This is a genomic window from Erythrobacter sp. YT30 (assembly GCF_001542875.1).
GTDB lineage: Bacteria > Pseudomonadota > Alphaproteobacteria > Sphingomonadales > Sphingomonadaceae > Erythrobacter.
This window is the reverse complement of the sequence record NZ_LMAF01000001.1, coordinates 800418-826368: the sequence shown is the minus strand read 5'-3', so window position 1 is coordinate 826368 and position 25951 is coordinate 800418. Positions and strand designations below refer to the sequence as shown.

The window sequence follows — 25951 nt, the reverse complement described above, 5'->3', positions numbered from 1 at the left end:
AACGCGTTGGGGAGTGGCGGGTCCTTGCATGACGCCGCTTTTTGCACGCGATGTGCAAGATTTGATGGATCAGTCCCCCCGGGACTGCACCTAATGCGCAGTCCCATCATTCGCGGCGATTTATGGGGACTGCTTTTCTAGGGTCCTTTCAAAAACCCTCACCATCGCCGCGCGCTGTCCGCTGGCGCGAAGATCTCCGCGGGCGGCGTAAAGCGACGTGAGTAGAGCCAGATCAAGGTTTGTCAGCATTTCGGGCGCTTCTTCCTGAGGAACGTCGAACAAGCTTCGAATACTGTTTCGCGATGGGGATGCGTCCGATCCTCCATCGGGTCTTGCAAGCGCTGTCAGGACGCCGAAATCGGCGATCTGTGTGGGAGAGAGACCGATGACTGCATCTTTCTCAATCAACACCACCGCATGGCCAATCCTTTGCCGAACGGACTGCAGGATGCGCGATTTTACGTTGGTACGGCCCGCCTTGAAGGGGTCTTCGGTCAGCAAAGCGTAAACACCGCCGCCTTGGTTCGAGAGATCGTTGCTTACTCCAGCGCTAGGTTTGCTGCGATCAGTGTTGCCATCCATTCCGATGGGGGAGACGACGCGCCACTCATAAACGGGGCCGGGGCTCTGTGAGAGCTCACGGCGAGCATAGGGCAACATCTGACCAAAAGCTCCTTTGCGCTTGGCTCGCAACTCATTGATTGTGTTGGGCCCGTCTTCCACGATGACCAGATGGACATTAGGGTTGCATTTGTTTCCTGCGACCTTGGCTTTGGCTGCCTCGGCGACGTCGCGCATGCGGGTCTCTATGTATTGCGCGACGTTATCTGTGAATCCGAAAACAGAAGGGCAAATGGGGTCTTCAAACTTTGCATATTGGCCTGCTGGCTCCTCACCGACATTGGCCCGAATGTATTTGAGGATGGCTTTGCGCTGATTCTTCGCGCCCTCAACGATGATTTCTTTCTCTACTTCGCGCGCTTGGGTCGTCTGTTCGCCATGGCGCTCATTACTGTCTTGAGCGCATGCCGGAGCGATCAATGCCGCCGCCATTGCAATCTGAGAAAGCAGGTGAGGAAGTTTGTTTGAATTTGTCATCGGTGAAGCACCTTCCATCTAAAGTGGCTTTGCTTTCCCCCGCCCTTGCTGAACCCAGATACGTGAACACCACAAGATATCCCGCAGTGTTCAGTAACATTTAAAAAGTGTCTTCAGAATGCTGAACCAGAGATGACTGGCAACCAGAGGCACTGGGGAAACAATGCTTTTTCAGAACAGAAGATCAGCCGTCCGCTTGAACTAGGCTGGTTTGAGCAAATCCCTCAGATCGGCGCGTGATTTGTGCACGGCGACGTAATTGCAGAAACTAAACTCCTCCATTGTCCAGCTATATGGGCGAAAATCGACGTGGCGCGGAAAGACTTTGCCGATCCAATAGTCTGGTAGGAGTTCGTAATAGTCCCGGACGATGAATTTGGAGCCAGTGTTGAATGCGCCAAACTCAAACTGGAGCGCCGCAACGCCGCCTTTTGTGAAGAGGTTTGCGCCGCCCTGGATAACCTTAAATTCATGACCTTCGATGTCGATTTTGAGGAAATCGACAGCGTCAATTCCGGCCTCATCGCAGTAGGCGTCAAGAGTGCTGATATTGGCGGTGAACTTCACCGATTCATATTCGGGGTGACGTTTGGAATAGGAAGTGAGCTGGTTGTTTTCAGGGTAGTAGTACATATCGAGCTTGCCCGGCACGTCTGAAAGACCGTAGGTCATCAGCTTCACTCGACCTGAGGCTATGTCGCTTTCGAGATTGGTGCTCAGCTCTTTTGCAGTTTCTGGGGCGACCTCGAAAGCGTAGACCTTGGCCTCGGGAAAGGCGGCCAGCGCTGCTTTGGTATATTCGCCTACATTTGCGCCAACATCGAAGACGGTCTTGAGATTGGCAGGTTCGAGGCGCTTCAAGACTTCGGCTTCGCCATTTTCGCTGAATTCAGAGCCGCGATTGTTGACAGCATCGTCTATGAACGTCGCTGCCTTGTGTAGTGCGCGCACGGGCAGCGCTGTCCGGTTCACCGCAATGGTTTTGAACACCTGACGCTTTGCCTTGCCTAAGATACCCATTTCGCCTGTGGAACCTCGCTATTACACTTGCTGCGACATGCTGCCCGAACGTCTCAGCCCCATAGCCAGAGCTGCGAAACCTATGATGGTGGAGAAGTGCATCGTCTCAAAGCCGATCACTTCAAACTGCAGTTTCATGGAGAAGAAAACGACCAGCGCGCTCGCCATTACCAGAGGGATAGCAGGATTCAGCATGGCGCGCAGAAACAATCGGACTATCGCGTATATCCAAACCGCCGCAAAAACGGTCATGCCCACCCAGCCCGTGTGCACGCGTATCTCCATGAACGTGTTGTGGAAGTTGAAGCCCATGCGCGTTGAAATGCCCATCATGCGCCACAAGTGCTCTGCATCTAGATTGCCGTGAAGCCAGAACGCGTTGTAGCCAAGACCAAGAAGAGGTGCGTCTCGCATGATTGTGCGGCCATGCTCCCACAATGCGACCCGGCCGGTCAGCCCGCGATCTTTGCCGCTTGCATCAAGAAACATATCGAACAGCGGTGGCAGCCAGAAATCCATCGTCGCAATCGCGCCCAACACCACAACGATGGTGGCGATTAGAATCCCCGAACGCGCCTGGATCTCCAGTTTGCGCGATGCGATAAAAAGGACGAGGCAGACTACAGCGACAGCAGTTGAAACAAGCGCCGAAGTTGCCTTGGCAAGATACAGGTTGAGCGCCAAAAGCGGGATCAATCCGGCGCATAAAGCCGCGATAAACCAGCGCCGCTCGGTTGCGAAAAGGGCGCAAGCTGCAATGGTTGAAATCATTGCGAGGCCCGAAAAGTCGCCGAACTGGTTCTTTGATCCGGCGAGTCCTGCAAAGGCATCGCCGGCCCCTTCGCCCCAAGTGACCATTCTCCCGAATGCGATGCTCATGATGCTGTACGTGGCAAAGGCTACGAACATGCCGATGATGAAGGAACGTGGCTTCGCTATACCCCCCATCATGATCCCAGCAACCACGGTCAGCGCGTAGACTACGCCGTAATAGAACGTAGTCGCAGGAACGGCAGACCAGGTAGCCGAAAGACATACGAACACAGGAAGCATGAGGAGCGGCCAGCATGCGGCCACCATTGGGTACAGCCGTTCCCACCGCAGGACTACGAATGCCCCGGCTGAGCCAATGATCAAAAGCGGGGTCAGCGATCCGATCTGTAGATTAAAGAGCATCGCAGCGACAACAATTGCGACCAATACGGTGTCGATGAGAGCCATACGGCGATCAATCGCGAAGTCCGCTTTTTGAGAGGACTTAAGCGGCGTAATCGGTCTCCGGCGCGCTGATTGCGGACGCGTATATGGATAGCGCGTGGCGATCGGTCAGGCTCCTGTGTTGGCGCTCGGCCCGGCAAGTTAGTAAGCAAGTATCGAGACTAATTAACGGTCTCTCATGCTTGCAATTCAATTGCCAGCACTTTTGCAAGGGATGTTTCGCTTGAACAGAGCTATCTGCGGTTCGAATTCAGCGCAGATGCTATCGCACAATATCGAGCTTCACCCGGGCATGGCCTGACGAAATCATGCCGATTTTTTGCGCTGCTGCACGTGACAGATCAATCGCTCGGCCACGCACAAATGGTCCGCGATCATTGATCCGCACCACAACTGAACGGCCTGTCCGCGTGTTGGTAACGCGAACTTTGGTGCCAAATGGGAGAGTTTTGTGCGCCGCCGTCATCGCGCGCATGTTGAAACGCTCGCCATTTGCAGTGAGACGTCCATGAAAGCGGCGGCCGTAATAGGAGGCGGTTCCAATGCCGAGGCTGCGGATGGCTGTGCCGCCCAATTCTTCCTCCAATTCTCGCTTCGGATCGAAAGTGGTGAGGTCGACTGCGCCTGGAGGAATCTGCAAATCCGGCACCGCTTCAGGCAAGTACGGCCTGAAACTATCGTTGAACGAGGGAGGGGCCGCCGAATCTACATCGGTTGACTGCGCATCGCGCGATTGTGCGTTGGCATGAACCGATGCGAACAGAAGACTTGATGCTAGCGCTAGCGCCGCGTTCGTGAAGCCGACTAGGCGTGCAGGCGCGCGATGGCGCACTGCCATGGTGCTATTATCCTCTCCCATCGCGCCGAGATATATGCAGAGGGATTGAGACGATGCAATCGAGAGGCCACTGATCGAGCCCAGTTTACGCGCGGCCTGCGGCAAAAGTGCCATATTGTCTTGGGCCTGCCCTCGGAGTGTTAGGCAGCTAATCAGGTTGGCGAAGTTCAAACGCCGACTTGTTTCGATCCAAAAGCAAATGGGGCCAGCATTGCTGCTGACCCCACTCTCACCAGCGCGTGGACGCTTCGGTCTCGTGTCTCTGCCAGCAAGCTGGTTTCGACCCGTTCCATAAAGCGCACTTGGCGCCCGATATTGTCGCCTGTCGCGTTTCACCCGGAGGTTCAACTGCCGTCAGGTTCCGTCACCGGCGCTCGCACCGGCATCCGATTTGTTCAGACCGTTCGGTTTCATGTGCGCCCAGCCTAAACCGTTCGCATATGTCCGTTATGGTCCTTCCAAACCGAGATCAAATTGCTTTTGTGTCTACTCTTTCAAACGGTTGCATACCGGTTTGACCCGAATGCCCCCTCAATCGCGGACAAGCCATCTGATCTTTACGATGATGAGCTTCGCACTTTCTTCAAACGATCTGACTTGCATCCAGCCGAAGCTTTTTGCATGCCATCTCTCAGACAGCGCGTGGACAGCTACCACCGTATTCTAGTGACTTAAAACCTCAATTCAATCAAGGCCTTGCGGCCAATTGTCTTGATGCTCTCCGTCTCAAGAACAATTAGAACTTGAGCCCGAATTCCGATTTCGGCAAGCCTTGCAACCCCGACTTATCCACTTTTACCCAGATCACTTGTGGACGGCGGTGGAGAACTCAACGGTTCATCGCATTATGAGTATTTTTGTGCTGATGACAGCGCTGGCGGGCGTATAGGATTTTTGAAAACCGAGACTTGGGAGGGACAAAATCTCCGCGACTCGGCTCTGTCAGACTTACTCAAGCTAACGGCCCGCCCCACAAAGCGTTCCCGGAAACCTTACTGACGGTCTCTTTGGGCGAGCAACTTCAGGCGTAGTGTGTTCAAGTTGATGAAACCTTCGGCATCGTGCTGGTCGTATGCGCCGGCATCATCTTCGAAAGTCACGTGCGCCTCTGAATACAAAGAGTGTTCGGATTTTCGGCCGACAACAGCAGCTACACCCTTGTAGAGCTTCAGGCGCACGGTGCCGCTTACTTTAGTCTGTGAATGGTCAATCGCTGCCTGAAGCATTTCGCGTTCAGGCGCGAACCAGAAACCATTGTAGATCAGCTCTGCATATTTGGGCATCAGCTCATCTTTGAGATGGGCGGCGCCGCGATCCAATGTGATCTGTTCAATGCCCCGATGCGCGCGGGCGTAAATTTCACCGCCCGGCGTCTCGTACATCCCACGCGATTTCATGCCGACAAAGCGGTTTTCGACGAGATCAAGCCGTCCGATGCTGTGCTTGCGCCCCAGATCATTGAGCGCGGTGAGCAATTGGGCTGGTGACATGGCGTTCCCGTTCAAGGCAAACCCGTCGCCGCGTTCAAACCCGATCTCGATGTATTCGGGCGTATCGGGCGCATCCTCGGGATGGTCGGTGCGCGAATAGACGTAGTCTGGGGTTTCCTCCCACGGATCTTCAAGCACCTTGCCTTCGGAGGAGGTGTGCAGCAGGTTCGCATCGGTTGAGAATGGCGCTTCGCCGCGCTTGTCTTGGGGGACCGCAATCTGGTGCGCTTCTGCCCAGGCGATCAGCGCTGTGCGGCTCGTTAGGTCCCACTCGCGCCATGGTGCGATAACCTCAATGTTGGGATCGAGTGCGTAAGCGGAAAGCTCGAAACGCACTTGATCGTTGCCTTTACCCGTCGCGCCATGCGCAATTGCATCGGCGCCCGTTTCATGCGCGATCTCAACCAGCCGCTTCGAAATCAGGGGGCGAGCAATCGATGTGCCGAGCAGGTAGTCGCCTTCATACCGCGCATTGGCGCGCATCATCGGGAAGACATAGTCGCGCACGAATTCCTCGCGCAGATCCTCTATAAAGATGTGCTTGTTAGGAATTCCCATAGCGCGCGCTTTATCGCGCGCAGGCTCGATTTCTTCGCCTTGGCCAAGGTCCGCCGTGAATGTCACCACCTCAAGTCCGCGTTCAACACTCAGCCATTTGGCAATGACCGATGTGTCGAGCCCCCCGGAATAGGCGAGGACTACCTTTTTGATGTCAGACATGATGCAAACCTTGAACGGTGGGGGAGATGTTGCGGCGCGGCTAGCAGCGTGATCGTCGGGTGGCAATGCCATTGGCGAACACACAGTTTGGCCAGTCGCCAAGCGGTTAGGTCGGCACTATTTCTTTTACCAAAGGGAGAAACGCATGGACCTTGGGCTCGAAGGCAAAAAAGTGGTGATCAGCGCAGCGACACGCGGGGTGGGGCTCGTAACCGCGCGGACGTTTCTTGAAGAGGGAGCCGAGGTCGCAATCTGCGGCAGACGGCCGGGCAAAGGCGGCAAGTTCACACCCGGCTTTCAAGGCGAAGGCCATCCACTGGCGCAAAAGGGCGTCGCTGAAGCTATTGAGTATCTGAGCGAATTCGGGACAGCGCACGGCGATGTGGTCGATTGCGCGGATAGTGATGCGGTTTCAGCATGGGTTGAGAAGGCAGCGAACCAGATGGGCGGGATCGATGTGGTCGTGTCCAATGCCAGCGCGCTTGGCGGCAGGCCAAACACCCGCGAAAGCTGGGAATTGAGCTTCAATGTCGATCTGATGAGCAGCGTTGCCTCGTTCGAAGCTGCGTTGCCGTGGTTTCGCAAAGCGGGCGGGGGCGCATTCGTGCAGACCGGTAGCGCCGCCGCGATTGAGGATCATCCGTTTGGCGAAAATCTTAGCTATGCCGCAATGAAAGCAGCGCTCATCAACACGGTCCACCAGCTGGCGCACCGCCATATGGCTGAGGGCATTCGCTGCAACACTGTGTGCCCCGGCCCGACCTTTATCGAAGATGGCAGCTGGGATTTGCTCGAGGATTACATGCCCGATTACTACGATCACAACAAAGGCCGCCACCCCGCGGGCCGATTTGGCAAGCCGGAGGAAATTGCGAATGCCATCGTGTTCCTGGCAAGCGAGAAGGCGAGCTGGATTATGGGCGAAAACCTAACCGTCGATGGCGGATACACGACCCATGTGAAGTACTAATCGGAAGCATTTCGCGTGCCTTCGCCAAGAAGAACAAAGCTAACGATTTCAACAGCAATGCTCTGCTATCCCTTGCACGGATGCTGACTGCCACCCATTTTTGCGCAGCGGCACTGGGAGGAATTGAATGCTGGCAATGTGGTCCAAAGCGCGTGAACTTGCCGAAATGGCACCGCCAGAGCGCAATCGTTGGGTCGATTTTCTGCGCGCTGTTTCAATCCTCGCCGTGGTGTTTGGTCACTGGCTTATGGCGGGCCTTTATGTCGATGAAACAGGCGGATTGCAGCGCGGCGATCTATTGAGCGTTTCAACTTGGGCACATTGGCTGACTTGGGCTTTCCAAGTGATGCCGGTGTTCTTCCTTGTCGGGGGATACTCCAATGGCGTCAGCTGGGACGCGACATCACGCAAGGCTGGGCCTAGGCAAAAGGGGCTCTATCGCGACTGGCTTGCGAGCAGGGTTCAGCGCCTAATCACACCAACATTCCCGGTTTTGCTGCTATGGGCCGTTTTGGCAGTGGTGATGACGCAAGTCGGGCTTGATCGCGCGCAAATCCGGATGGCGACGGAAGCCGCTTTGATCCCGGTATGGTTCCTTGCGGTGTACCTGCTTGTGACGGCGTGCACACCGCTCGCCAAGAAGGCGTGGGACCGGTTCGGCTGGCTGAGCTTCCTGATTTACATTCCCATTGCCATGGCGACCGACTGGCTGAGATTCTCAGCAGGCGTCCCTTACATTAATTTCACCAACTTCCTGTGGGTCTTCCTCGCCATCCATCAATTGGGTTTTGCCTGGAGAGAAGGGCGCTTTGACAATCGTCTTTTCGCGCTGGCGACGTTTGGAGTGGGGCTGGGGATCCTGATTTCGATCACCGTCTATGGCTTCTATCCCGTTTCGATGGTGTCCGCTCCCGGAGGATTTTCCAACTCACTTCCGCCGACGCTGGCACTGTTTGCTCTTGGTGTGACGCAGGTTGGTCTTGTCCTCGCCCTGGAGCCACTGGGTCGCAAAATGCTGGATAATCTCGGCATTTGGACAGCGACCGTGCTGATGAACGGCATGATTATGACCGTCTACCTATGGCATCTCACGGCGTTTGTGCTGGTGATGACGATTGCTTGGGTCGGCTTTGGCGGAGTAGGGCTCGACAGTGTGCCGGGAACGGGAGAGTGGTGGGCCACGCGGCCTCTTTGGCTCGGTATCTACCTTGTCGCGCTGCTGCCCATGATTGCAATTTTCGCCAGGCATGAGCGGACATTCACTGCGATAAGAGGCGGTCGCACCGTTCCCAAAATCCGAACTGTGCTGGGCGTTTTGATGATCTGCATTGGACTTGCCGCGACGGCTGGACTGACGATTGCAAGCCCCGAGGGTGTAACGGGTGTGCGGCTCTGGGTGATCGCTCTGCCTCTGGTGGGGGCGGCCTTTCTTGGCTTTGGTCCCATCTACAGGCCGAGTAACAAGCAGGCTGCGACTGACTAGGCGCTTTGGCGGTCAGGCAAACACGCAATTAACCCTCCACTGATAGGGGTCGACTGTCGTCAACCACCAGGGGCATGGGCCATGAGTTTTGGACGAAAGGCAACAGCAGGCGCTAGCCGCGTCTCTGATCGCGCGGTCAATGCGCGGCAAGTTATGGGGCGTACCTCGAAAAAGCCTAAGAAAAATAGGCGCTTCGGTAGCTGGTTGTTCTTCATCGCAGCAATTGTAATCGGGGGAGGCGGCTTGTGGGCAGATCACTCAATAAAGTACCTCTACAATGAAGGTATTCCTGTTGTCGGTGAAGTCATTGACAGCCGAAAAGTGACGCCATCGGGCAGCTCGCGTCGCTACACGATGCTCACTTTGCGGGCGCAGCATCCACAATTCGGCCCGATAGAGATGGAACTCAGGAAACCGAGCGATCCAGCTCCACTACCCAGCGGTGCCGCGGCGACGGATAGGCGGATCAAACTCCTGCTCCATCCAGATGATCCAGAAACCGGGCGGATCGCCAGTGTGAACGGGCCAACAAGCCCTGTTTGGATCACGACAATCATGGCGATTGTTTTCGCAGGGGTCGCCTTTCTCAACCTCTTCAGCGAACGCCGGATTATTGGATCGAGGAAAACGCGCTTGCGCCGCGACTAGGCGTGGTACTTCTCCAGCAGCCGCTTTTCCTCAGCCTCGATATAGCCGCGCGTGATGGGCAGAGCATGGCGGTTGCGCGCGAATTGGATCTGGTAATTGCACATACTGCCATATTCAAAAACCGTGGCTGCGCCGGCGAGGTAGAACGTCCACATGCGGAAGAACCGCTCATCATACATAGCGATCATTTTGTCCTTGTTCGCCATGCAGTTCGCATACCAGCAGCGCAGCGTCTTTCCGTAATGCAGGCGCAGGGTCTCGACATCAGTCGCGATCAGACGAAATCTCTCCGATGAAGCCACTGTCTCGGAAAGCGCGGGAATGTAGCCCCCGGGGAAGATGTATTTGCGGGTAAAAGCATCGGTGGAGCCGGGCGATCCCATGCGGCCGATCGTGTGGAGCAGCATGGTTCCATCATCGGTGAGCAGGTTTCCGCAGGCTTCAAAAAAGGCATCGAATTGCGGTTGCCCGACATGTTCGAACATGCCGACAGACACGATCCGGTCAAACTTGCGACCGGCAGCAGCGAAATCGCGGTAGTCGACCAATTCAATGCTGACCCGATCTGCAAGACCTGTATCGCGCACTTTTTGACGAGCGAGGTCGGCTTGCTCCTCTGACAGAGTGATACCAGTCACCGTCACATCATAGTTTTTGGCAAGAAAGATCGACATGCCGCCCCAGCCGCAGCCGATATCGAGCACGGTGTTGCCGGGCTTAATGGCAAGTTTGGCCGCGATGTGAGCGAGTTTCGCCGTCTGCGCTTCTTCCAAGGTTTCAACACCATCAGGCCAATAGGCGCAGCTATACTGCCAGTGTTCGGGATCGAGCATCAGCGCGTAAAAACCATTCCCGATGTCATAGTGATGCGCGACGTTTTTCTTCGAGGAAATGCGGTTGTTGACGCGCTCTGCGGCAAAGCTTGCCTTGTTGAGAATGCGACGAGTGAAGCTGGGCGGGCCAAGATCGCCTCCCTTGTCCCAGGCGTTGTTGGCGCGCAGGAGAGTGACAAGGTCCATGACATCGCCGCTTTCGATGACGAGTCGACCATCCATAAACGCCTCTGCGGCCCCGAGGCGAGGGTCCATGATGATATCTCGCGGAACCCTTCCATCGGTGAATCGGAGGACGACTTCAGGAAACCCTTCCGCAGATTCCCCGAACGTCTCCGCGCTGCCATCTGCGAATACAACGCCCAATCGGCCCTGTTTCACGCCTGAAGATAAAAAACGCCTGAGAAGGCCCTTACTCATTTCAAACTCCAGCCAAATTCAAAGGCGTGTTCTAATCATTTCCGCGATGGGTTACAGTGCGAAGGGACAAAGGGAGGGGATAAAATGGCCGAAGCAAAGACGAAGCCCACCGACGTTGCAGTCGAAGAGTTTATCGCTGGTGTCGAGCCCGCTGCAAAACAGGACGATGCGCGCGTTCTATTGGAAATGTTCGGGCGAGTGACAGATGAGCCTCCTGTCATGTGGGGGCCATCCATGATTGGCTTTGGCCAGTATCACTACAAGTATGACAGCGGGCGCGAAGGCGATCATATGCGAACCGGCTTCAGTCCGCGAAAGGCCAAACATTCGCTCTACCTTATGGGTCGCTACTGCGACGAGGTAACGGGTAAGAAAACCGATGCGTTGTTAGAGAAAATGGGCAAGCACACGACGGGCGCTAGCTGCGTCTATGTGAACAAGCTCGCTGACATTGACCTTGAGGTGCTCGAAGAAATCATTGCTGTTTGCTGGGATGCGATGAACCGGAAGTATCCAACCTAATCGCGTTTCTATTGTGCGCGAGCCGTCCTAAGTTGCATTGGCTATTCACAATGCGTGCGGTTCATTCCCATGCTGTGTAAGCTTGTCGCTCTCAGATGCCTGCATACCACTGGTAGTCGTATTCATCTTCCCAAAAACCGCCTTTGCCTTTGCCAATGGGGGCAAGGTCGGCGACCGCTTCGATAGCCGTCAGGTATTTGGCGTGCTTGTATCCCAGCTGACGCTCAATCCGCATCCGCAATGGTGCGCCATTCTTCTCGGGCAAAGGCGCGCCGTTCAATTCGTGCGCGATGATGGTTTGCGGATGATAAGCATCAACCAGATCGACGCTTTCATAATACTGCTCTCCATAAAGGATATCGGCGCACCAGAAGACGATGAAGTTTGCTTCGGGTTTGATCTTCGCCGTGTCCAGCAAAGCTCCGAGCTGGGGTCCGCTCCATTCGGCAATCGCGCTCCATCCTTCGACGCAATCATGGCGCGTGATCTGTGTACGCTGGGGGAGGGCTTTCAACTCTTCGATCGAGAGGCGCAATGGTGTCTCAACTAGTCCGCAAACGGACAGGCGCCAGTCTGGGAAACCCTTCGCCAACTGGTCTCGGTAAATGTCGTTGTCGACGGTGACCGAGCCGTTTCCTTTTACATCAGGCGAGCGGTCTTCTGGTGCGTATTCAGGAGCCAGACCCTGCCGAGATGCAAGAGTGCGATGGGCGGCGCGGTGCCAGTCCTCTGCTGCATCAAACACCGCGCCAGCGGCATCGGTGTTGCCCAATTCCGAGCATGCCCCTGTTCCCAGCGCGGCAAGCCCTGCGAGCAATCCCCTGCGCGGAATATCAGGCATCGAAATACCCCTTCTTCTTGGTTTCGACCCGTCCGCCCGTGATCATGTCGCGCACCAGTTTCCATGCGCCTCCGGCAAACACCATGACGATGTGCGCCACGAAGAATGCAGCGATTGCCCATGCAGCGATAAAGTGGATAGAGCGGGCCGATTGCCGCCCCCCCAAGATTTCGATCAACCACGGTGCGGCAGGCTCAAAGCCCGGACTGATTGCCAGCCCCGTGAAAATCATGATTGGCAAGAGGACCCCAAGCACCACCCCGTAGGCTATCTTCTGCAAGCTGTTATATTTGGCCCCGTCCAATGTCTCATGTTCGCGCGGGTTGGAGCGCAATATATGCCACCAGTGACGGGGAGACCAATCGTGCGTACAAGTCACAATGTCTCGCACATAATGCCGGTTCACGAGCATTGCGATCCACATGAAGAGTAAGGCGATGCCAAACACCCAAGCACCGATATTGTGCCAGTCACGTGAGGCTGCGAGGTTATAGGTCGAGGGTAGCGTGATCCATCCGGGAAAGCGGACGACGTGCAGCCACGCATCTGCCGGATCATACCCGAAATTGCCCCAGTAGAGGTGACGGTGCGCGTTTGATATGCCGAGGCCGGACATAAACAGCACGGCAAGAGCCGCCGCATTTATCCAATGCCACAGCCTAGTGGAAAGGGCATGCCGCTTCATGGCATTTGCCGTGCCAGTTCGCGCGCGAGATAGATTACATCGCGATCTTGGTGCATCGCATGCTGGCCGCTATCGATGAACAGGGTCTGCCCGCTCTTTAGAGCGCCGGTGGCCAGAAACAGGGCTGCGTCAATGATCTCGTCGGCACCAGTCTTGCGTTCAAGCAGATTCAGTTTGTGCGAGACATTTGTCTCATCTTCGCTTTGATCGTGGCTTGCCAGAATGGCACCGGGGGCGATGCCGTAGACGCGATCTTTCTCCCCTGCTGCTCCCATTGTCAGCATTTTGATTGTCGAGGCCAGCGCGTGTTTGGACATGGTGTAGCTGAAGAAATCGGGGTTGGGATTGGCGAGTTTCATATCGGTGATCTGGATCACGCAGCGCAGGTCTTTGCTTTTCGCTAAGCGCAGATAGGACTGCGCGATGCGCGCTGGTGATAGTGCGTTTACCTGCATCGCCTGTCTGTTCGTTGTTGGATTGAGATTGGTTGCATCATCGTAATCAAAAACCGAGGCGGAGTTGATCACACATCGCCAATCCGGCAGATTTAGTGCAAGCTTTTCAACCATTTGCGCGGCCGCATCATCATCGCTCAAATCGCACTGAACCGTCTCAGCCGATGGCAATTCGCGCGCCAAGGCATCAGCGGGCGCTGCCGATGTGTTGTAGTGGATGACAACGTGCCATCCCGCCTTTGCAAATCCGCGCACCAGCTCTGCGCCTATGCGAGTGGCGCCTCCTGTCACAAGAATTGCGGGGCGGGACATGCGAAATGGCCTAACACCCTGCAATGCCTCGTTCAATCCAACAAAAAAGGCGCCGCCAATTCGGGGGTTGGCGGCGCCTTAAAGCTGGAAGCGGGTAAGTGGTGTTTAGCGGCAGCGTGCCCCGCCGCGGTCAATCTCACGGCCAAGCACCGCGCCGAGCGCGCCGCCAAGCAATGTGCCAACGGTCCGGTCGCCGCGTGTATCGATTGCCCGGCCTACGAGTGCTCCGCCTGCAGCGCCGATGATCAGACCGGTCGTGCCGTTGTCACGCTTACAATAGTAGCGACCGTCGCGTCCGCGCCAGACCCGGTCACCCCGGCGAATCCGGCGAGGCTCGTAATAACGGCCATACCGGTCGTAGCGATCGCGCTTATAGCGGCGACGATCGCGGTAATAATCGTCGTCATCATCCCAATCATCATCATCAAAAGCGACGGTCTGAATGATCGGCGAGCTCCAGGCGATGCTCTCGCTCCAGGAGGGTGTGGCGTTTTCGGTAACGATGTCTGCCGCTTGCGCAGGAGCGCTGATGGCGGCGAGTGATCCGGCGGCGGCGAGCAATGCGATGGGCTTCATGTTGAATTCCTTTCCCCGCCCGTGATTGGGCTGACCTCTATTTCGTTCAGAAAAGCATAACTCAAAATGAACGAGCTGTTGGAAAGCCCCGCGACACGCGATTTTGTTCACGAATTGCGACGAAGCGAGTGCCAGTGCGGCATGAGGCGTTGTGACGCGGTGTCTGAATGGCCGTCCCACAGAATCAGAATACGAGTCGCACTCTTTTCAGCGACAGGCAGGGCGAGTTGCGGCTAAGCGCTTCGCCTATCCCGACTCATTGGCCAAGGAACCTGTGATGACGATGACGTGCGATTTGATTGATGTCTTTTGCGATGGACCGTTGAGCGGCAACCCGCTCGCCGTGGTGCATGGAGGAGATGGTCTGTCATCAGAGCAGATGCTGGCGCTCACACAATGGCTCGGCTTTTCTGAAACGACATTCCTGCTGCCACCACAAGACGATCGCGCCGACTATCGCGTACGCATATTCTATCCCGGCGGCGAACTGCCATTCGCGGGCCATCCGACGCTGGGCTCCGCTTTTGCATGGGTCGCTTCAGGAGGCGTCGCCGCAAATAAAGGCACTGTCATTCAGGAATGCGGCATCGGCCTTGTCGAAGTGCGAGTTGATGGCGGCAATCTCGCTTTCAAGGCGCCCGACCTGCTGAAGCACGAGCCCTTAAGCGATGAAGAACGCGCGAACGCGATACGCCTTACCGGCATTGACGAATCTGCCCTCGTTGAAGCGGTGCATGTGGTGAATGGCCCTCAATGGCAGCTTCTTCGCCTGCGCTCTGCTGACGATGTCCTTCGTGCCGAAGCTGCGCCGAAAGCCCCTTTGGGCACCGATATTGGTCTTGCAGGGCCGCATGCAGATGGCGGGCCTCGCGACTGGGAATTGCGCGCCTTTTTTGCCGACACTTATGAGCGGTTCGTTGAAGACCCCGTCACAGGCAGCTTTAACGCAGGCGTTGCAGTGCACCTGTTCGAAAAAGGTTTGGCTGAGGGGGCCTACACCGCCGGACAGGGACAGAAAGTGGGGGCGAACGGTCTCGTGAACTGCGAGCGCGATGAAAGCGGGGCTGTGTGGATCGGCGGTGCTTGCCGGATGATCACCAAGGGCGGTGCGCTCAGCGCGTTTGACCACACCACTTATGTCAACAGGGCCTAGCCAAGTTTGGCTCGCGCGCGCTCTTGGAGGCCGGGATTGAGGCGATCCAATTCCGCGAGTTCTGCCAGTTCCTCCCGCGATGCCAGCCCTTTGATAAGAGCATTGAACACACGCAAGACGCTCCAATCCGTGTGCCCGGTTTCGACGCGCTCTAAGCCATCTCCCGCCTGACTCTCACCGATTTCGAGAACGCGGAAGTACCAGCCAGAGCGCGCCGTTTTCACGATTGCGGCAGTCATCCCTTTCACGCCAAAGCGGTGATCGACTTTCCAGCAGGGTTGGCGCGGTTGATTGATTTCAATAAGCGCGGTGCCGAGGCGGAACCGGTCGCCGATATGGACATCGCTTTCCGCAATGCCGCTGACGGCGAGATTTGATCCGAATGCGCCCGGTTCATCGAGCAAGGCAATGGCTGCCTCATCTTGCAGGTGGTCTCGCCAAAAGGCATGGTGATCGAGCGGGTAAAGATGCACCGCCTTTTCGGGCCCGCCATGAACACGGCGGTCGGCCTGCTCATCGGGGGCAAAACCTTCCTCAAGAATTTGAACGATGCCCTCGCGGGGGCTCTTTGCAATCGCGCTCGTCTCCGCTCCGTTGAAAGGGCGGGCTGTTCCGGTGCAGATCGCCTCGACGATTGGTTTCATGGGCGCTGCACCGTCACGGCGATCCAGTCGCGCTGTGTTCCATCTGAACCTTTGCCAGCGAAAATCTCCTCGTCTCTCAAAGCAAAGCCCGCATCTTTGTAGGTGTCCCGCACCCAATCAGCATCGGGGAAGTTGTGCAACCGGCCAAGCAGGTCGCGTCCTTCGCCTGAACCGAGTTTGAAGCTCGCATAATGCCACCCTTCCGGTTTCAAAGCCCTGAAGATTGACGCCAGCACATCGGGAAGCTCCCCGCGCGGGCAATGGAGCAAGCAGGCATGCGCCCACACAGCATCATATTGTGCATCGGCATCGAGCTCATCAAAGCGCATCAACCGCACTTTGATATCATGGCGTTCTTGTGCCTTTGCGACCATGGCGGGAATGCCGTCGGTCGCGTCCAGATCAAATCCGCGCTCCACGATGCGGGCAGCATCGCGTCCTGCCCCGCATCCCAATTCGAGAACGCGCGCGCCCTCATTCAGCCGATCGAGAAATCCGTCGAGATGGCGGGAATGGTTGATTGCCGAGCTCAACGAGAAATGCGGCGCCTGGCTCTGGTAGAAATCATAGGTGGCAGGATCGATCATGCTTGCCCGATCGCCTATTCCTTCAAGTGCTTGGCGAAGAAATCGAGCGTCGCAGGCCAGATCACCTTTTGCGCTTCGCCATTGGCGGGATTACCCGTTTCGCGCGATCCATCGCCTGACAGGAAATGGCCCGCATCGGTAAAAACGAGACTTACCGTTTCAAGGCCCGCTTCGGCTCGGCGTTCGGCGATGATTTGCGCCATTTCGCCCGAATTCCAGACGAGATCAGCGTCCCCGCCTGCAACCAGTACGGGTTCATCAATCGCCTCGACGGCGATCTTTGCTGCAACTGCCCGATCGGGATTGGCATTTCGGCCCAGGTCGTGGGGAAGCCGCATCCGCACCCGGCCGTTTGGTCCTGTTGGGTTGGCGAACTCTTCGGCAAGGCCGCCGTATGGCACGAAGCTAAGCGATTCTCCTTGCCAGCTAAACGAACTGCTTTCGCCGTTTACTGTCCCCGGACCCCATCCTTCCCACACGACATCGCTGGGGACGATCGCGGCGATTGCTGCAAATCCTTCGATTTTTGAACCGGCGAGAAGCGCCATTTCTGCGCCTTTGCTCACGCCATAAATGCCGATGCTGTCGCCGCGCACGTCATCGCGTTTGATCAACCAGTCCTTCGCGATTTTGAGCTTATCGACCGGGATGTCCGCGAATGCGCGCGGAAGCTCGGGAAATTGCGGTTCATTATCTCCCCAAGCAGGTGAATAATAAGGCAGGCCAAGCACCGCATAACCTTGAGCGCTGAATTTTCTGGCGAAAGTCCGCGCAGTCCGGTCGCCGCCTTCACTTCCGCCCAAGACGATGATGCTGGGGAAGGGGCCTTCGCCTTCAGGTTTGACAAGGAAAGCAGCTGGGAGACTGTCCCCCACCGCGATTTCCGGCATGGACTCTTCAGCGGCGGCTTCGGTTGCTGGCGCTTGTGCCAATGCGGGCGCGGCCATGGGCAGCGCGATGGCGAGAGTGAATGCGGTGGATAGAGTGCGAAACATCAATACTGTCTCCTTACCTGATCCCACGCTGGTGGAGATACGCGGTAAAGCAATCAGCGGATGATTTCACCCTTCAATGTGCGCGGCCGCCTCGCGGTCTCTTTGCGCGCGGCTTTTCTTTTCAGCCGCCGTTTTTAGCTGCCCGCAAGCTGCATCAATATCACGCCCGCGCGGCGTTCGTACGGGCGCGCTGATGCCGCCTTCGAAAACGATATCGCTGAAGGCTTTGATGCGTTCTGGTGTGGAGCATTCGTACTCGGCACCCGGCCATGGGTTGAACGGGATGAGGTTCACTTTTGCGGGAAGATCAAATTGCTTGAGCAGACGCACCAATTCGCGCGCATCCTCGTCGCTGTCGTTCTTGTCCTTCAGCATCACATATTCAAACGTGATGCGCCGCGCGTTGGAGGCGCCGGGATAATCGGCACACGCCTGAAGCAGTTCCTCGATGCCGTACTTGCGATTGAGCGGCACGATTTCATCGCGCACCGGCTTTGTTACCGCGTGAAGCGAGACCGCGAGATTGACGCCGATTTCCTCGCCGCAGCGCTCCATCATCGGGACAACGCCGCTGGTTGAGAGCGTAATCCGTCGCTTGGAGAGGCCGAGACCCTCTCCATCCATGACGAGATGCAGCGCATCGCGCACGTGATCGAAATTGTAGAGCGGCTCGCCCATGCCCATCATTACGATATTGGTGAGCAGGCGGCCATCGGCGGTGTAATGCGCGGCGGTTTCCTCATCGCCGAAATCCATCGCGCCCTTGGGCCATTCCCCCAGAGCATCGCGCGCTAGCATTACCTGCCCGACGATCTCTCCAGGCGTGAGATTGCGCACGAGACGCATTGTCCCCGTGGCGCAGAAAGTGCAGTTCAGCGTGCAGCCGACCTGGCTAGAGACGCACAAAGTCCCCCGCGTCTCGTCGGGAATGAAGACCATCTCGAAATCATGGCCATCATCGGTTTTCAAAAGCCATTTGCGCGTACCGTCCGAGGAATGCTGCGCTTCGACCACGTTGGGCCGTCCGATCACGAAACGCTCGGCAAGCCAGGGGCGCATGGTCTTTGCAATATCGGTCATCGCGTCAAAATCGGTGACGCCGCGATGATAGAGCCAGTGAAACACCTGCTTAGAGCGCAATTTCGCCTGCCGCGCATCAAGGCCTGCTACTTCAAACAATTCGCGAATGCGCGGCCGGGGCAGGCCAATCAAATCCACGCGCCCATCCTCGCGCGGCGTAATATCGCGCGCGACGGGGACGGGATCCACCTGGCCGGGGATCGACATGAGAGTTGTGTCTGTCATGATCTGGCGGCGCATATAGTGTGGCAGCTGGCGTTTGACCAGATTAGCGGTTTGCGCACCCAACGACGCTTGCATCCATCGCGGTTGCGACGCCTGCCAGGTTATACCGATCGGTAAAGCGATTGGCATTCGCGCTCAGCACTGAAACGCTCATCAAAGAGGCTGATCGCAAGGCAGCCGTGATCGCCGCATCCATCCGCGCATCCTTTGCCCAGGCATCGCGGCCTTTGGTGGCAAGCGCAAACGTCTCCCCACCAATTCTGAGCCTTGCGTCCGATCCCGCACGGGCAGGGCGAGACAGGCGGATATGGAGCTGATTGCGCACGTCGCGTTTTGGCCAAGTGCCAAGGCTCGCATAGGTGCCAACCTTCCGCGAATTGCGCGGCTTTGCGATGGCATAACAACGCGCCGCACCATCATCACGAAACGCAGCCCATCCCGAGTATACGCCGAGCGAATCCTTCGCCGAAAGCGGAGCGGCGAGAAGTGCAAGGGCAGAGAGGGCGACTAACCTAGTCATAATCAATCGCCATCACTTCCCATTCTTTTAGCCCGCCGGGAAGCCTTACCGTGCGCAAATCCCCGACGCTTGCGCCTTTCAGCGCTTTGGCGAGGGGGGAATTCCAGCCGATCCGTCCTTCGCTCGCGTTCTGCTCGTCATCGCCGACGAGTTGAACCGTCTGGCGCGCATCGTCTTCATCGGCGAGTTCGACCTTTGCACCGAAGAACACTCGCGCCTTGTCTGGTTGGTTGGCAGGATCGACCACGCGGCAGATTTTCATGCGCTTGGCGAGATAGCCCAGTTCCCGGTCAATCTCGCGCATGCGCTTGCGGCCATAGAGATAATCGCCATTCTCGCTGCGATCTCCATTGCCCGCTGCCCAGCTGACGATTTCGACAATCTCAGGGCGCTCTTTGCCGAGCAGATGGTCATATCGCGCCTTGAGCGCTGCCATGCCTTCAGGCGTGATTGGCGGACCCGGTTTGCTCGCCATGATCGCCTCGCATCAGGGCAGGAATGTCTCAACCCGGCGCGGCAGGCCTGCCTGCTCGGGATACATATGGCTGTAACTCACCGCATTGCCGATAACGCGCATGATGTAATAACGGGTTTCAAAATTGGCGGGGATCTTCTCGACCCAGGTTACCCAGTCAATCTCACCTTTGCGCGGATCGCCATTGAGACGTAGCCATTGGTTCACGCGACCGGGCCCGGCATTATACGCACCCACTGCGAGCGGGTAGGCACCGCCGTAATAGTCCATCATGCGAGAGAAATACGCATCGCCCAACCGGATGTTGTAGGACGGATCATTGAACAGGCCTGCTGACATGTATTGAATGCCAAGCTTGCCCGATTGCTCGCGCGCCGTCCCCGGCATCAATTGCATAACGCCGCGCGCGCCTGCATGGCTCTCGCGAGTGCGGTCAAATTCGCTTTCCTGACGGCTGATCGCATGGACCATCGTCCAGTCATTGACGCGCGGCGTGGGGTAGGTGGGAAAGCCAACGCGTTCGAGGCCGACAAGCCCATTTGCGCCCGCTTCCATTCCGAGGACGACTGCCATTTCCGGCATACCAAGTTCGCTTGCCAATTGGTGCGCCATCAGCAATTCTTCAGGCGTTTCAGATTCTGAGCCGATGGCCTGGAAAAAGCGCCGCTCCGTACGCCAGTCGCGGCGATTGGCAGCGATGGCGCGGATGGCTTGCGCAAGGGGGCTCTGGTTGAACTCAGCGCGAACCACGGGATCAATCTGCAACGCTGGCACTTGCGCGAATTGGGGCATGTCCCGCCCAAGTGCGCCAATGGCCAGCTGGCCATAATAATAATGCGGATAGGCAGCGGCCATTTCGAAGTATTGCGTTGCCTGATCCTGCATGCCCGCCTGACGCGCGGCGCGGCCAGCCCAATAAAACCCTTTCGAACGAGTCAAAGGCGTGCGCGCGCCCTTGCCATAGCGTTCGAACATAGGCGCTGCTGTGCGCCCATCTCCCTGACGCCAAAGCGCGTTGGTGCCGCCTTTCCACATCAGATCGGTGTATTCATCGCGCAGCCGGAATGACCCTTTCGAGATATCAGTTCCGGGAGCGAAGACATCGTCAATCTTGCTCGCAATGCGAACGGTGTCGGCAACGTTTGCTGCCTTGGCAGCAGTCAGCATCAGGCCAACCATTGCTTCGGGATCTTGTGCAGGCTCATCGAAAATTGTTCGGTTCGCCAATGTCTGGATCAGCCCACCGGTTTGACCTTTTGCCCGCTGATAGCTTGCCAGATTGTAGACAAAACCTGCATCGCGATAAGCGCCGGGAGGGATCGGTGCGCCGACTTCTGTGGGGGTCGATCCTGTTACAAGAGCAAGCCGGGCCTGCGCTAGAGGCCGCTCGCTTGCGGGCACATTCATGATATGCCGCAAGGCTGCTTCGCCATCTTTCTGCCACAGCAGCGCGTCCATGCGCGCGGTGTGATCCTCCGGTGTGAATTGCGCGCCGAACAGGCTCAGTAAATACGCCTCGCTCGAACCGTTCATGCTGCCGCCGCGCCATGCATTGCGTGCTACTTCAGCCGCTTCTGGTCTTCCGGCCCCTGCCAAGGCGATGGCATATCGCGCGCGCGCTGCATTGGTGAGCGGAGGGAAGCGATCAAAGAATTGCAGGATTTGAGCAGCTGACGGCGCTTCTTCATCAAGCCGCGCCTCTGCACGGCGCTGGATAATCTCGGTGCGGGGAAAATCGGGATAGCGCAACGCGAAGGTTGCATATTCCCCAAAACTTGCGCCGGGATCGCGCGAATGCAGGCGCTCCCATTGCGTGATTCCCGCGGCAATTTCTGTCGGCTGCACGGCCACCATCGGTTGACCATTGCCAGAGTTTGCAAATTGTGCGGTGCAAGGCGCCGCAAACACAGCCGCCCCCGCAGCAAACAGAACAGCGAATGTCTTCGGGTGAGAACGCAATTTTGTGGCCATGCTGGACATAGTGCCGAAAGGCTCCTTATCAGGCGCTGAACGGCGCATCAGGTGAATTGTGTAACGGCTTTCATCTGACGCGGATAATGAACAATAGATGATTGAAATAGAAAGAGTACAAGCAATGTTCAGCGGCTCCATCCCTGCTCTGGTGACTCCGTTTCGCGATGGCGAATTCGACGAAGCCGCTTTTCGCAAACTGGTGGACTGGCAGATCAGTGAAGGAAGCGCTGCATTGGTGCCATGCGGCACAACCGGAGAGGCTTCAACCCTCTCCAATGCAGAACACCACAGAGTTATCGAAGTCTGCATCGAACAGGCGGCAGGCCGTGTGCCCGTGATTGCCGGTTGCGGCAGCAACGATACGCGCAATGCGGCGCTGCATATGAACTTTGCCAAGAAAGCAGGCGCGGCGGCAGGATTGTGCGTTGCGCCCTATTACAACCGGCCAAGCCAGGCGGGGCTGATTGCGCATTTCAGTTATCTTGCGGAAAACTACGATCTGCCGATTGTGCTTTACAATGTGCCGGGGCGGACCGTTACCGACATCGCGGCGGGCACAACGATTGAGCTTGCCAACCGCTTCCCCGATCGGATTGTCGCGATCAAAGATGCAAGCGAGGATCTATCCCGCGTCGCAGATCATCGCCGCGGGATTGGCCATGAATTCTGCCAGCTTTCGGGCAATGATGAACTGGCGCTTCCCTTCAACGCTGCGGGCGGGAAGGGCTGCATTTCGGTGACAGCCAATGTCGCGCCCGCTTTGTGCGCGCAGTTTCAGGCGGCATGTGCGGATAACGATCTCGTTGAGGCGCGGCGGCTGAATGATCTTCTCTATCCGCTGCACTACGCGATGTTCTCCGACAGCTCTCCGGGTCCAGTGAAGTATGCCCTTTCGCGAGTGTTCGAAGGCACAACGGATGAAGTGCGCTTGCCTCTTGTCCGGTGCAGCGATGAGGCGCGCGAAAAGGTTGATGCGGCGCTGACCCATGCAGGGCTGGTCTAGGGCTTAGACAACTTCGTCTTCGTCCAGCAGCGCTTCGGCAAAACCCTCAGGCGCGCTTGCGTAGATAGCATCGGTCAGATCTTCGATCCGTTCGCCGACGCGCTCGGGATGGGCGACGCTGGCAATATGGAACAGCGCATCGCCCTGATGGACTACGGGAAGGGTCGCATGGCCGATAATCACGCCGTCAATCGGGCTGACGATTTCCTCAGGCTCTTCGCCCATCAGCCCGGCGACCACGGCGAGCAGATCGCCTTTGCGGACCGCATCTCCTGAATTCAAGACAGTGTGCATGACGCCCCCGCGCGCGGACCGGACCCATTGCGTCCTGTTGGATCGCGCGGGCACGGTGACTTCGGGCAAGTCTTCGGATGCCTCGATCATGCCGAGATGATTGAGAACCCGCATCACGCCTGCAAAGCCTGTCTCGATTGAAAGCCTATCAAACCGCAGCGCCTCGCCGGTTTCCATCAGGAGCATGTCGACGCGGTGCTTTTTCGCGACGGCTCGCAGTGATCCATCGCGCAGCGGGCTTTCGATGATGACGGGCGCGCCGAACACCATCGCCAGTTCGATCAATTCTGTGTTGCCAGCCGCAATCCGGATTTGGGGCAGGTTGTAGCGGTGCACCGCTGCGCTGTGGATGTCGATGCCCAGCGATGCGCGCTCTACGATTTGGCTGAAGAACACGCTCGCCAATTGCCCGGCGAGCGAACCGTTGGCGCTGCCCGGAAAGCTGCGGTTGAGATCGCGCCGATCGGGCAAGTAGCGCGAACGATTGAGAAAGCCGAAAATATTCGCAACCGGCACCAGCATGAGCGTGCCAGCAACGCTCTCAGCCGAAAGCTGATTGATAAGCCGCTGGACTATCGCGGTGCCGATAATCTCATCGCCGTGGATCGCAGCGCTCACAAACACTGTGGGCCCGGGCTTTGCCCCATGAACGACCCGCACGGCCAATTGCGAGCTATAACCTGTCGCCATCGTGGAGATGGGAAGCGCGACGTCGGCTTCATTGCCCGGCGCAATGCGCGTGCCCCCAAGTTCAAAATCGTCCATCTGTGGCAATCGGCAAGCGTCCTAATCGGCGGGCCTAGTCGGCGGGATTGTGCTTTTGGACAAAGGCCACCGCTTTTTCCAGCATTTGCTGGCGCGTCTCCGAAAGCGAGAGCCAGTGATCCTCGCCCTTTAGCTTAACGAGCTCGAAAGTCTTCCCAGCGTCTTTGAGCTTGTCAGCCATCATGCTTGAATGTTTGTATTCAACGACCGTGTCGTTCGCGCCGTGGATTAACATGATCGGTGCGTCGGCTTGACTTGCGAAACGCAGGGGTGAAACCTCCTTCCACTGTTCGCGTGGTCCAAGGCGTTCTTCACGCGCCGTTTGGAGCGTTCGTGCCGACGAGCCACGAATGATGCCATATTTCTCGCCGATATCGCTCACACCGTTAACAGAGACAGCACAGCGATAAATGCCTTGCTGGAGAGTTACTCCGGCGAGCGCCGCATATCCGCCGTAAGACGCGCCAACTATACAGGCTCGATCTTTGTTTACGATCCCCGCCTCTGCAAGGGCGGCAAGGCCGTCCGATTTATCGGTCTGCATCTTTTTCCCCCATTCGCCGAAGCCAGCCATGAAGAATTCAACAGTGTCATTGGTGGATCCGCGAAAATTTGGCTGCAAAACCGCGTAGCCGCGTGATGCAAATGCCTGGGCCCACCAGTCAAACTCGGCGACATCATGGCTATGTGGCCCGCCATGCGGGAGCACGACGACCGGCAGGTCCTTCGCTTCTTTGTGTGGCGGGAGGGTCAATATGCCCTCCATTTCTAGGCCATCACCGGCCTTGTACCTAAAGGTGGAAATCGGCCCGACTTCTTGCGGGCCAATTTTCATTCGCTCATAGGCGATTGCCTTTGCGCTCATTTTTTCGAGATTGACAGCATAGAACGTTCCGCTGTCCCTGTTGCCACTGGTGCGGACAATCACGTTTCCAAGATCACTCGTCCAGTCAACCATTCTGACCCGGAAGCCGCTAAATGCATTGCGAATTTCCTGAACGATCTCCTGATGCACCGGATTGTCGAAGGATACTCGTTCGGATTCTCCTCCTTCGAGATAACCGATTAACCGGCCTGACCGGGGATCGAAGTAAGCACGATCAATATCAAGATCATCAAGGATTGGCTCGCGTGAACCACCTTCCAACGGCACTTCAGACCAAAAAACATCATCCGAAGTTCTCTCGCTCAGAATGATGCCACTGCCATCCGCGTTGAACCCAACAATTTCGATGGCACCTGCCGGATTATTGCCACTCGCGATTTCGCCGTTCGCGTTGCTAAGCAATTGCCAATTGCCAGTGTTCACCTCCACATCAAGAATTGCGGAAACTGAGCCATCAGAATCGATCAGCCAGTCACGGTAAACTCCTGCGCGTGTTACCCTGCCCACTTTTGAAGTAGCCATCGTTTCCAAATTTACTCGATAAAGACCGATGCTTCCGCCTCGCAACTCGTACTGGGTTCGAGAACCTGTTTTTCGCACCATCTCGAATGCGGCGTAAAAACCGTGAGGCGCCCCATCGACCACCCTAACACCGTATTCTCCGATAACTGTGTTGATCAGTTTGGGCACATTGGCGAAGACGACTTTACCGTCATCATCTTCCGATACCGATATTACTCTCGCGACAAAAAACTCACCTTTGTTGCTGGTCCAGTTGATGCCGAGTTTTTCAGTCTGGCTCGACGTCATCAGAATACGATCTTCGGAGACCCATTCGATGCTTCGCACTTTCAAGTCGTCAACGGCAATCGATGTCAGAATCGTTTTTTGTTCTTCGATTGCCATAAGCACACGCTCGCCACGGATCGTGGTAAGTAGCGCAATTCGATTTCCCGAAGGCGAAATCACCGCGCGTTCAACATCGGGCAGTTTGCCGTATTCCGACAGCGGCAACGGCTCGATCGCCGGTGCCGTCTCAGACTTCGCAAATACATCAGTAACTGGCGTGAGATATGACAAAGAAATCGCGGCAAGTGCCGCGCAAATCGTAGAACGCATTTTAAGATTGCCCCAAGAAAAGTGACCCCTGCCGCAAATAGAAAGCAATTCGCGTTCAACTTCAAGCATTAAGCAGCAGCGGTTAAGAAATCTGCGACGCCT

At 56.8% G+C, this 25951-nt stretch carries 25 protein-coding genes; 6 read left to right on the top strand and 19 right to left on the bottom strand.

The window, feature by feature from the left end:
• Positions 1-120: 120 nt before the first annotated feature.
• From AUC45_RS03935 to AUC45_RS03915, 5 genes are all read right to left on the bottom strand, one after another.
• On the bottom strand, positions 121-1098 hold the full coding sequence (locus AUC45_RS03935) for a hypothetical protein (protein WP_156423730.1): 978 nt from the start codon (positions 1096-1098) through the stop codon (positions 121-123).
• Between the two features lie 201 nt (positions 1099-1299).
• Positions 1300-2118 (bottom strand): FkbM family methyltransferase, encoded by an 819-nt coding sequence (locus AUC45_RS03930; RefSeq protein ID WP_067598390.1) that lies wholly within the window; start codon positions 2116-2118, stop codon positions 1300-1302.
• Positions 2119-2139: 21 nt separating this feature from the next.
• Positions 2140-3339: an O-antigen ligase gene (locus AUC45_RS03925; protein ID WP_067598387.1), complete on the bottom strand. Its 1200-nt coding sequence runs from the start codon at positions 3337-3339 to the stop codon at positions 2140-2142.
• A gap of 259 nt (positions 3340-3598) precedes the next feature.
• Entirely contained in the window at positions 3599-4288 is a 690-nt protein-coding gene (locus AUC45_RS03920) for a septal ring lytic transglycosylase RlpA family protein (RefSeq protein ID WP_156423729.1), read from the bottom strand.
• Positions 4289-5166: 878 nt separating this feature from the next.
• Positions 5167-6384 (bottom strand): argininosuccinate synthase, encoded by a 1218-nt coding sequence (locus AUC45_RS03915; protein WP_067598381.1) that lies wholly within the window; start codon positions 6382-6384, stop codon positions 5167-5169.
• A 145-nt stretch (positions 6385-6529) separates the two neighbouring features.
• Here AUC45_RS03915 and AUC45_RS03910 point away from each other — a divergent pair, with 145 nt between their 5' ends.
• The 3 genes from AUC45_RS03910 to AUC45_RS03900 all read left to right on the top strand — a co-directional run bounded on the left by AUC45_RS03910 (position 6530) and on the right by AUC45_RS03900 (position 9485).
• On the top strand, positions 6530-7354 hold the full coding sequence (locus AUC45_RS03910; protein ID WP_067598378.1) for an SDR family NAD(P)-dependent oxidoreductase: 825 nt from the start codon (positions 6530-6532) through the stop codon (positions 7352-7354).
• 127 nt (positions 7355-7481) lie between these two features.
• Positions 7482-8837 carry an acyltransferase gene (locus AUC45_RS03905; protein WP_067598375.1) on the top strand — a complete coding sequence of 452 codons (1356 nt, stop codon included), beginning with the start codon at positions 7482-7484 and terminating at the stop codon, positions 8835-8837.
• An 81-nt stretch (positions 8838-8918) separates the two neighbouring features.
• Entirely contained in the window at positions 8919-9485 is a 567-nt protein-coding gene (locus AUC45_RS03900) for a hypothetical protein (RefSeq protein WP_067598372.1), read from the top strand.
• Here the strand turns inward: AUC45_RS03900 and AUC45_RS03895 are convergent.
• Entirely contained in the window at positions 9482-10738 is a 1257-nt protein-coding gene (locus tag AUC45_RS03895; RefSeq protein ID WP_067598369.1) for a cyclopropane-fatty-acyl-phospholipid synthase family protein, read from the bottom strand. The genes AUC45_RS03900 and AUC45_RS03895 overlap by 4 nt on opposite strands.
• An 84-nt stretch (positions 10739-10822) precedes the next feature.
• Here AUC45_RS03895 and AUC45_RS03890 point away from each other — a divergent pair, with 84 nt between their 5' ends.
• A complete protein-coding gene (locus AUC45_RS03890) occupies positions 10823-11260 on the top strand; it encodes a DUF1801 domain-containing protein (RefSeq protein WP_067598367.1) in 438 nt (145 codons plus the stop codon).
• 91 nt (positions 11261-11351) lie between these two features.
• On the opposite strand, the gene AUC45_RS03885 is transcribed toward AUC45_RS03890, so the two are convergent.
• The 4 genes from AUC45_RS03885 to AUC45_RS03870 form a co-directional block, all read right to left on the bottom strand.
• Positions 11352-12101, bottom strand: a complete 750-nt coding sequence (locus AUC45_RS03885) for a molybdopterin-dependent oxidoreductase (RefSeq protein ID WP_067598364.1) — start codon at positions 12099-12101, stop codon at positions 11352-11354.
• Positions 12094-12786, bottom strand: a complete 693-nt coding sequence (locus AUC45_RS03880; protein WP_067598361.1) for a cytochrome b/b6 domain-containing protein — start codon at positions 12784-12786, stop codon at positions 12094-12096. The genes AUC45_RS03885 and AUC45_RS03880 overlap by 8 nt, the downstream gene beginning before the upstream one ends.
• Positions 12783-13553: an SDR family oxidoreductase gene (locus tag AUC45_RS03875; protein ID WP_067598358.1), complete on the bottom strand. Its 771-nt coding sequence runs from the start codon at positions 13551-13553 to the stop codon at positions 12783-12785. Before AUC45_RS03875 ends, AUC45_RS03880 begins: the two co-directional genes overlap by 4 nt.
• A gap of 105 nt (positions 13554-13658) precedes the next feature.
• Complete coding sequence (locus tag AUC45_RS03870; RefSeq protein ID WP_067598355.1) at positions 13659-14129, bottom strand: glycine zipper 2TM domain-containing protein; 471 nt, start codon at positions 14127-14129, stop codon at positions 13659-13661.
• 277 nt (positions 14130-14406) lie between these two features.
• On the opposite strand from AUC45_RS03870, the gene AUC45_RS03865 reads away from it, so the two are divergent.
• On the top strand, positions 14407-15282 hold the full coding sequence (locus AUC45_RS03865) for a PhzF family phenazine biosynthesis protein (protein ID WP_369815213.1): 876 nt from the start codon (positions 14407-14409) through the stop codon (positions 15280-15282).
• Here AUC45_RS03865 and AUC45_RS03860 read toward each other — a convergent pair.
• From AUC45_RS03860 to AUC45_RS03830, 7 genes are all read right to left on the bottom strand, one after another.
• Entirely contained in the window at positions 15279-15926 is a 648-nt protein-coding gene (locus AUC45_RS03860; protein ID WP_067598352.1) for an MOSC domain-containing protein, read from the bottom strand. The two genes, AUC45_RS03865 and AUC45_RS03860, sit on opposite strands and share 4 nt — an antisense overlap.
• Positions 15923-16513 carry a bifunctional 2-polyprenyl-6-hydroxyphenol methylase/3-demethylubiquinol 3-O-methyltransferase UbiG gene (locus tag AUC45_RS03855; RefSeq protein ID WP_067598349.1) on the bottom strand — a complete coding sequence of 197 codons (591 nt, stop codon included), beginning with the start codon at positions 16511-16513 and terminating at the stop codon, positions 15923-15925. Before AUC45_RS03855 ends, AUC45_RS03860 begins: the two co-directional genes overlap by 4 nt.
• A 14-nt stretch (positions 16514-16527) precedes the next feature.
• Entirely contained in the window at positions 16528-17508 is a 981-nt protein-coding gene (locus tag AUC45_RS03850; protein WP_067598346.1) for a S9 family peptidase, read from the bottom strand.
• A 66-nt stretch (positions 17509-17574) separates the two neighbouring features.
• Entirely contained in the window at positions 17575-18813 is a 1239-nt protein-coding gene (rlmN, locus tag AUC45_RS03845; protein WP_067599053.1) for a 23S rRNA (adenine(2503)-C(2))-methyltransferase RlmN, read from the bottom strand.
• 43 nt (positions 18814-18856) lie between these two features.
• A complete protein-coding gene (locus tag AUC45_RS03840) occupies positions 18857-19333 on the bottom strand; it encodes an invasion associated locus B family protein (protein WP_067598343.1) in 477 nt (158 codons plus the stop codon).
• Positions 19326-19808 (bottom strand): transcription elongation factor GreB, encoded by a 483-nt coding sequence (greB, locus tag AUC45_RS03835; RefSeq protein WP_067598341.1) that lies wholly within the window; start codon positions 19806-19808, stop codon positions 19326-19328. The genes AUC45_RS03840 and greB overlap by 8 nt, the downstream gene beginning before the upstream one ends.
• Positions 19809-19820: 12 nt before the next feature.
• A complete protein-coding gene (locus AUC45_RS03830; protein WP_233998517.1) occupies positions 19821-21779 on the bottom strand; it encodes a lytic transglycosylase domain-containing protein in 1959 nt (652 codons plus the stop codon).
• A 124-nt stretch (positions 21780-21903) separates the two neighbouring features.
• On the opposite strand from AUC45_RS03830, the gene dapA reads away from it, so the two are divergent.
• Positions 21904-22785 carry a 4-hydroxy-tetrahydrodipicolinate synthase gene (dapA, locus tag AUC45_RS03825; protein WP_067598339.1) on the top strand — a complete coding sequence of 294 codons (882 nt, stop codon included), beginning with the start codon at positions 21904-21906 and terminating at the stop codon, positions 22783-22785.
• Positions 22786-22788: 3 nt separating this feature from the next.
• Here dapA and AUC45_RS03820 read toward each other — a convergent pair whose 3' ends face one another.
• Together AUC45_RS03820 and AUC45_RS03815 are read right to left on the bottom strand one after the other, a co-directional pair.
• A complete protein-coding gene (locus AUC45_RS03820; protein WP_067598336.1) occupies positions 22789-23844 on the bottom strand; it encodes a succinylglutamate desuccinylase/aspartoacylase family protein in 1056 nt (351 codons plus the stop codon).
• A 34-nt stretch (positions 23845-23878) separates the two neighbouring features.
• The gene (locus tag AUC45_RS03815; protein WP_082700965.1) at positions 23879-25849 is read right to left on the bottom strand and encodes a S9 family peptidase; all 1971 of its coding nucleotides are present in this window, start codon (positions 25847-25849) and stop codon (positions 23879-23881) included.
• Between the last annotated feature and the right edge of the window lie 102 nt (positions 25850-25951).